Here is a 6920-nt window from a genome sequence, read left to right on the forward strand (position 1 = left end):
CGATGCGCGGCCGCCGTGCGCGTCGCCGCCGCGCAGGGCGCGCGGCTCGAGGCCTGCCACGTCGACGGCACCGACGCCTGGACGACGGCGACGGTGCGACCCGCCGGGCCGGCCGGGAGGGTCGGGCGCGCCACCGCACGGGCGCACGCCGGTCAGCCCCGGTCGGCCGACCCTGGCCCTCCGGGACCGTTCGAAGGGTCAGACCTCGCGGTGCCGGGCGTCGTCGGTCGTGGTGGTGGCCGGCCGCTCGTGGGCGGTCAGGTCGGTGGGCTCGCCGGTCCGGTAGGTCTCGGTGGTCGGGGCGGCGGTGCCGGTGCGGGGCTCGCGGACGAGCTCGCGGTCGGGCTCGTCGTAGCCGTCACGGGCGGGCACGGTGCCGGCCGCGGGGTCGGTGCGCGTGGTGGGCACCGGACCGCTGACGTGCTCTTCCTCGACCCGGCGCAGCCGCTTCATCTCCTTGCGCCGCGCGACGCGACGGCGGGTGCCGCGACCGAAGAACGACAGGCCGAGCAGCACGAGCAGCATCGCCGCCGCACCCGAGAGGAAGACCCACACGGGTTGCGTCGTGAAGTTGCCCACGGTGGAGTCGAAGACGATCTCCTGCGAGGTGCCGGTGACCAGCACGCCGATGACGAGCGCCGCCGCGATGATCAGGCAGATGATGCCGAGCGCGAGCATGGTGTCCCTCCGTCCGCCGCGGCGATGCCGCCGCTGCCAGGTCACAGCGAGGGTAGTGCGCGGGGGACGGTCCGGCCCGTCGAGCGAGGGGCCCGACCGGGCTCAGCTGTCGAGGAGCAGGCGCAGCACCCGCAGCGCGCCCGCCTTGTCGAGCGGTTCGTTGCCGTTGCCGCACTTGGGCGACTGCACGCACGAGGGGCACCCGACCGGGCAGCCGCAGCCGCTGACCGCGTCGTGCGTCGCCTGCAGCCACTCGCGCAGGGTGGCGTAGCCGCGCTCTGCGAAGCCCGCACCACCGGGGTGGCCGTCGTGCACGACGACCGTGGGCAGGCCGGTGTCGGGGTGCAGCGCGGTCGAGACGCCGCCGACGTCCCAGCGGTCGCACGTCGCCAGCAGGGGCAGCAGGCCGATCGCCGCGTGCTCGGCGGCGTGCAGCGCTCCCGGCAGGTCGGACGCCGGCACGCCGGCGCGGGCGAGCACCGCGGGCGGCGCGGTCCACCAGACCGCCTTGGTGGTCAGGTCGCGCGGCGGCAGGGCCAGCGGCTCCTCGCCGAGCACCTCGCCGGTGAACAGCCGTCGGCGCAGGTAGGACACGACCTGCGTGGTCACCCGCACCACCCCGAACGCCACCTCGACGTCCCCCCAGCGCTGCTCGCGCAGCACCTCGAGCAGCCGGACGTCGGTCACCGAGCGGGCGTGCGTCGTCCAACCGGGCGCCTGCCGCTCGACCAGTGCGACGCGCTCGGCGAGGTCCAGGTGCAGCACCACGAAGCTCTCGCCCTGGTGCACGTACACCGCCCCCTCGTGCACGGTGCTGTCGGCGGCGCCGGCGCCGACCGTGCCCAGCACCCGCCCGGTCGGGTCCTCGACCACGCGGAACGCCGCGCCGCCGACGCCGCGCAGGTCGAGGTGCTCGGTGGCGCGGTCGCTGCGGGCCCAGAACCACCCGGCCGGACGACGCCGCAGCACCCCGCGCGCCACGAGCAGGTCGAGCAGCTCGCGCGCGCCCGGCCCGAACGACGCGACGTCGTCCGGCGTGATCGGCAGCTCCGCGGCGGCCGCGGCCAGGTGCGGCGCCAGCACGTACGGGTTGTCGGGGTCGAGCACGGTGGCCTCGACCGGGGCGCCGAACACCGCCTCGGGGTGGTGCACCAGGTAGGTGTCGAGCGGGTCGTCGGCCGCGACGAGCACCGCCAGCGCGTCCTGGGCGGCCCGCCCGGCCCGCCCGACCTGCTGCCACAAGGACGCTCGTCGCCCGGGCCAGCCGGCCAGCAGCACCGCGTCCAGCCCGGCGATGTCGACGCCCAGCTCGAGCGCGTTCGTGGCGGCGACGCCGAGCAGCCGTCCGGACCGCAGGCCGTCCTCGAGCGCCCGGCGCTCCTCGGGCAGGTAGCCGCCGCGGTAGGCCGCCACCCGCGGCGCGAGCTCCGGGTCGACCTCGCGCAGCAGCCGCCGCGCGGTGGCCGCCACCTGCTCGACCCCGCGCCGCGAGCGCACGAAGGCCAGCGTGCGCACCCCGGACGTCGTCAGGTCCGTCAGCAGGTCGGCCACCTCGGCGCCGGCGCTGCGGCGGGTCGGCGCGTCGTGCTCGCCACCGCCCGGCAGCAGCGGTGGCTCCCAGAGCACGACGTCCGTGGCGCCGCGGGGCGAGGCGTCGTCCGTCACCGCCTCGAACGGCAGGCCGACCAGCCGCTGGGCGTGCTCGGCCGGCGACGACACCGTGGCCGAGGCCAGCACGAACGTCGGGTGCGCGCCGTGCCGCGCGGCCACCCGGCGCAGCCGCCGCAGCACCGCGGCGACGTGCGAGCCGAAGACGCCGCGGTAGTGGTGGCACTCGTCGACGACCACCAGCTCGAGCCCGCGCAGGAACCGACCCCACCGCTCGTGGCCCGGCAGCAGCGCGTGGTGCAGCAGGTCGGGGTTGGTCAGGACGTAGGAGGCGTGGTCGCGCACCCAGCGCCGCTCGTCCGGCGGGGTGTCGCCGTCGTAGGTGGCTGCCCGCACCCCGGGCACGCCCAGCCCGTGCAGCCGGGCCAGCTGGTCGGCGGCCAGCGCCTTGGTCGGCGCCAGGTACAGCGTGGTCGGCCGGTGGACGCCCAGCCCGGTGCCGACGTCCCGCCGGGCCGCGGTCAGCGCGGGCAGCAGGTAGGCCAGCGACTTGCCGCTCGCCGTGCCCGTCGCCACCACCACGTGCCGACCGGCGTGCGCGAGGTCGGCCGCCCGCGCCTGGTGCTCCCACGGCTGGCGCACCCCGGCCGCCCGCAGCGCGCCCACGACCTCCGGGTCGACCCAGCCCGGCCAGGGCGCGGGCCGCCCCTTGCGGGCTGCCAGGTGCTCGACGTGCCGCACCCGTTCGTCGCGCGCGCCGCGGGCCCGCACGACCTCCAGCAAGGCCGCCGGCGGCCGCCCGCCGCCCGGCAGCTGTCCTGCGGCGCCGCTCGTCACGCCCCCATGCTGCAACCTGCAGGTGACAGGGGGTTCGCTGCGGGTGCGACGCCACCTAGGGTGGTGGTTAGATGGCGCGCAGTCACGAGGGGCACTGGAGGAAACGTGGATCTGTCCGTGGGGACCCGTGAGCAGGGCGGGCGCATGATCGTCGAGGTCAGCGGCGAGATCGACGTCTACAGCGCCCCGGCGCTGCGCGACCAGCTCAACACGCTCGTGGCGGCCGGTCACCACCACCTCGTGGTCGACATGCAGGGCGTCGAGTTCCTCGACTCCACCGGCCTCGGCGTCCTCGTGGGCGGTCTGAAGCGGGTGCGCACCCAGGGCGGCTCGCTGCACCTGGTGTGCTCGCAGGAGCGCGTGCTGAAGGTCTTCCGGATCACCGGTCTGACCAAGGTGTTCGCCATCCACGACTCCGTCGACGAGGCGCTGGCCGCGCAACCCACCGAGTCCGGAACCTGAGCCGAGCCGGCATGGGGGCGGGCTCGGGCACGGTGCGCTTGGCGTTCAGGGCGCTGCCGGTCCACGTCCGCACCGCCCGGCTGGTGGCCGTCACCGTCGCCCGGCGGGCTGGCTGGCCCGAGGACCTGGTCGAGTCGGTCCGCCAGGGGGTCGGCGAGGCCTGCGCGCTGGCGCTCGCGGCCGCCCGCGACACCGACACCGTCACCCTCGAGCTGGACGACGCCGGGCCGGGTCTGGTGGCCCGCGTCTGGCCGGTGCCGGCGTCCTCGGGCTCGCCGGAGGAGGCGCTGCCCCGCGCCGTCCTGGCCGGCCTGACCGACGACACCTCGGTCGAGGAGCGGGACGGGCAGACCGTGCTGCGGCTGTCCTGGGTCGCCTGACCCTTCGTTGCAGATCCGCGACCTGCCTCTGCTTCCACGACGTGGGACGCACCGATACAGTCCGTCACGAACGTCCCCCGGCAGGGGCGCCGATGCCGTGCGCCCGGCCACGCAGAGGGGACGTCCACCACGTCTAGGAGGACGCTGATGCGCGGGCTGACCCAGGCCGCTGAAGGTGCCACGATCACCGGTGCCAACCTGACCTACGTCGTCGTCGTCGCCGTCATCGCGGTGCTGGCCCTGATCACGGCGGTGTCCTTCCGCCGGCAGGTGCTCGCCGCGAGCGAGGGCACCGAGCGGATGCAGGAGATCGGACGGGCGGTCCAGGAGGGCGCCTCGGCGTACCTGACCCGCCAGTTCCGCACGCTCGGCATCTTCGTCGTCGTCGTGTTCTTCCTGCTGCTGGCGCTGCCGGCCGACTCGAGCGGCGTCCGCTTCGGCCGGTCCGGCTTCTTCGTCCTCGGCGCGCTGTTCTCGGCGACGATCGGCTACCTGGGCATGTCCCTCGCCGTGCGCGCCAACGTCCGCGTCGCCGAGGCCGCGCGCCACGGCGACCGCGACGGCGGCATGCGCGTCGCGTTCCGCACCGGCGGCACGGTCGGCATGGCCACGGTCGGCCTCGGCCTGCTCGGCGCCTCGATCGTCGTCTTCGTCTACAAGGGCGACGCCCCCAAGGTGCTCGAGGGCTTCGGCTTCGGCGCCGCGCTGCTCGCGATGTTCATGCGCGTCGGCGGCGGCATCTTCACCAAGGCCGCCGACGTCGGCGCCGACCTGGTCGGCAAGGTCGAGCAGAACATCCCCGAGGACGACCCGCGCAACGCGGCCACCATCGCCGACAACGTCGGCGACAACGTCGGCGACTGCGCCGGCATGGCGGCCGACCTGTTCGAGTCCTACGCCGTGACGCTCGTCGCCGCGCTGATCCTCGGCAAGGCGGCCTTCGGCGACGCCGGCCTGGTCTTCCCGCTGATCGTCCCGGCGATCGGCGCCATCACCGCGGTGCTCGGTGTCTTCATCGTCAAGCCCCGCGCCGGCGAGAGCGGCCTGACCGCCATCAACCGCGGCTTCTACATCTCCGCCGCCGTCAGCGCCGTGCTCTGCGGCATCGCGGCGTTCCTCTACCTCCCGTCGTCCTTCGCCGACCTCGACAACGCCGGCACGGACGTCGTCACCCTCCAGGGCGACCCGCGCCTGGTGGCCACCGCGGCCGTCGCGCTCGGCATCGTCCTCGCCGGCATCATCCTGTGGCTCACCGGCTACTTCACCGGCACCGAGGACCGTCCCACCAAGGACGTCGCCCGCACCTCGCTCACCGGCGCGGCCACGGTCGTCCTGTCGGGCATCGGCGTGGGCCTCGAGTCGGCCGTCTACACCGCCGTCATCATCGGCGGCGCGGTATACCTGGCCTTCGTGCTCGGCGGCAGCACCGTGATCCTGTCGCTGTTCCTCATCGCGCTCGCCGGCTGCGGCCTGCTCACCACGGTCGGCGTCATCGTCGCCATGGACACCTTCGGCCCGGTCAGCGACAACGCGCAGGGCATCGCCGAGATGTCGGGCGACGTCGACGGCGAGGGCGCCCAGATCCTCACCGAGCTCGACGCGGTGGGCAACACCACCAAGGCCATCACCAAGGGCATCGCGATCGCGACCGCCGTCCTCGCCGCCACGGCGCTGTTCGGCTCGTACACCGACGCGGCCGGCACGGCCATCAGCAACGCCGGCGTCAACGCCGACCAGCTGACGACCGCCGCCCGCGTGGCGCTGCTCGACTTCCAGGTCATCACGCCGTCCAACCTGTTCGGCGTGATCCTCGGTGCGGCCGTGGTGTTCATGTTCAGCGGCCTGGCCATCAACGCGGTGACCCGCGCGGCCGGCGCCATCGTCTTCGAGGTGCGCCGCCAGTTCCGCGAGCACCCCGGGATCATGGACGGCACCGAGAAGCCCGAGTACGGCCGCGTCGTCGACATCTGCACCCGTGACTCGCTGCGCGAGCTGGCGACCCCCGGCCTGATGGCCGCGCTGGCCCCGATCGCCGTCGGCTTCGGCCTCGGCATCGGCCCGCTGGCGGGCTACCTCGCGGGCGCGATCAGCACCGGCGTCCTGATGGCCGTCTTCCTGGCCAACAGCGGTGGCGCGTGGGACAACGCGAAGAAGATCGTCGAGGACGGCAACCACGGCGGCAAGGGCTCCGAGGCGCACGCCGCCACGGTCATCGGCGACACCGTCGGCGACCCGTTCAAGGACACCGCCGGCCCGGCCATCAACCCCCTGATCAAGGTGATGAACCTGGTCGCCGTGCTCATCGCGCCGGCCATCGTCCAGCTCACCATCGGCAAGGACGCCAGCGGCCCGATCCGCTACGGCATCGCCGGGGTCGCGGTGGTCATCATCATCACCGTGGTCGCGATCAGCAAGCGCCGCGACATCTCCTTCGGCGACGACGCCACGGACGCCGGCGAGGAGCTCGCCGGCACCGGTGACGACGGCACCGCCAGCACGGTCCCCGGCCAGGCCGTCGACGCCGAGGCCGGCACCGAGGGCACCGAGGTCACCGAGGCGGACGCCGCCGCGGCGGACGAGGAGGCGGCGCGCACGCGCTGACCTCCGCCCGCACCGCGCCCCTCGCCCGCCCGTCGGTCGAGGGGCGCGCTGCGTCCGGGGGGACCGGGAGCCACGCACTACCGTGGTTCCCGTGAGCGAGCGCCCGCCCAGCAGCCCGCCGCCGGTGCTGGACGACGGCACCGCCGCCGCGCTGGCCCACGACCTCGCCGGCTTCACCGTGGCGGCCGTGCAGGACGTGCTCGGCCCCGTGGCCGCCGCCGCGCTGCACCGCGAGCAGCCCGTGCCGGCCCGCCGCGCCCTGGCCGGACGTGGCGATCCCGCGGCGGTGCTCGCCGACCTGCTCGTGCTCGGCGGCACGCGCCCGGCGGCCGAGGTCGAGCGCGCCCTGCCGCG

Annotated in this window: 6 protein-coding genes; 4 read left to right on the forward strand and 2 right to left on the reverse strand. The window is 75.1% G+C overall.

Annotation, left to right across the window (positions count from 1 at the left end; translation table 11 throughout):
- Positions 1–198: 198 nt before the first annotated feature.
- Positions 199–678, reverse strand: a complete 480-nt coding sequence (locus tag ACYVJ4_RS16075) for a hypothetical protein (protein WP_460461151.1) — start codon at positions 676–678, stop codon at positions 199–201.
- A gap of 102 nt (positions 679–780) precedes the next feature.
- The gene (locus ACYVJ4_RS16080) at positions 781–3123 is read right to left on the reverse strand and encodes a DEAD/DEAH box helicase (protein WP_460461152.1); all 2343 of its coding nucleotides are present in this window, start codon (positions 3121–3123) and stop codon (positions 781–783) included.
- A 105-nt stretch (positions 3124–3228) separates the two neighbouring features.
- Here ACYVJ4_RS16080 and ACYVJ4_RS16085 point away from each other — a divergent pair, with 105 nt between their 5' ends.
- The 4 genes from ACYVJ4_RS16085 to ACYVJ4_RS16100 form a co-directional block, all read left to right on the forward strand.
- The gene (locus ACYVJ4_RS16085; RefSeq protein ID WP_460461153.1) at positions 3229–3585 is read left to right on the forward strand and encodes an STAS domain-containing protein; all 357 of its coding nucleotides are present in this window, start codon (positions 3229–3231) and stop codon (positions 3583–3585) included.
- Between the two features lie 11 nt (positions 3586–3596).
- Entirely contained in the window at positions 3597–3965 is a 369-nt protein-coding gene (locus ACYVJ4_RS16090) for an ATP-binding protein (protein WP_460461154.1), read from the forward strand.
- 147 nt (positions 3966–4112) lie between these two features.
- Positions 4113–6566 (forward strand): sodium-translocating pyrophosphatase, encoded by a 2454-nt coding sequence (locus ACYVJ4_RS16095; protein WP_460461155.1) that lies wholly within the window; start codon positions 4113–4115, stop codon positions 6564–6566.
- Between the two features lie 91 nt (positions 6567–6657).
- Positions 6658–6920 (forward strand): DUF7059 domain-containing protein (locus tag ACYVJ4_RS16100; protein ID WP_460461156.1); only part of this gene is annotated, 263 nt, incomplete at its 3' end.

The organism is Angustibacter peucedani, assembly GCF_054779595.1.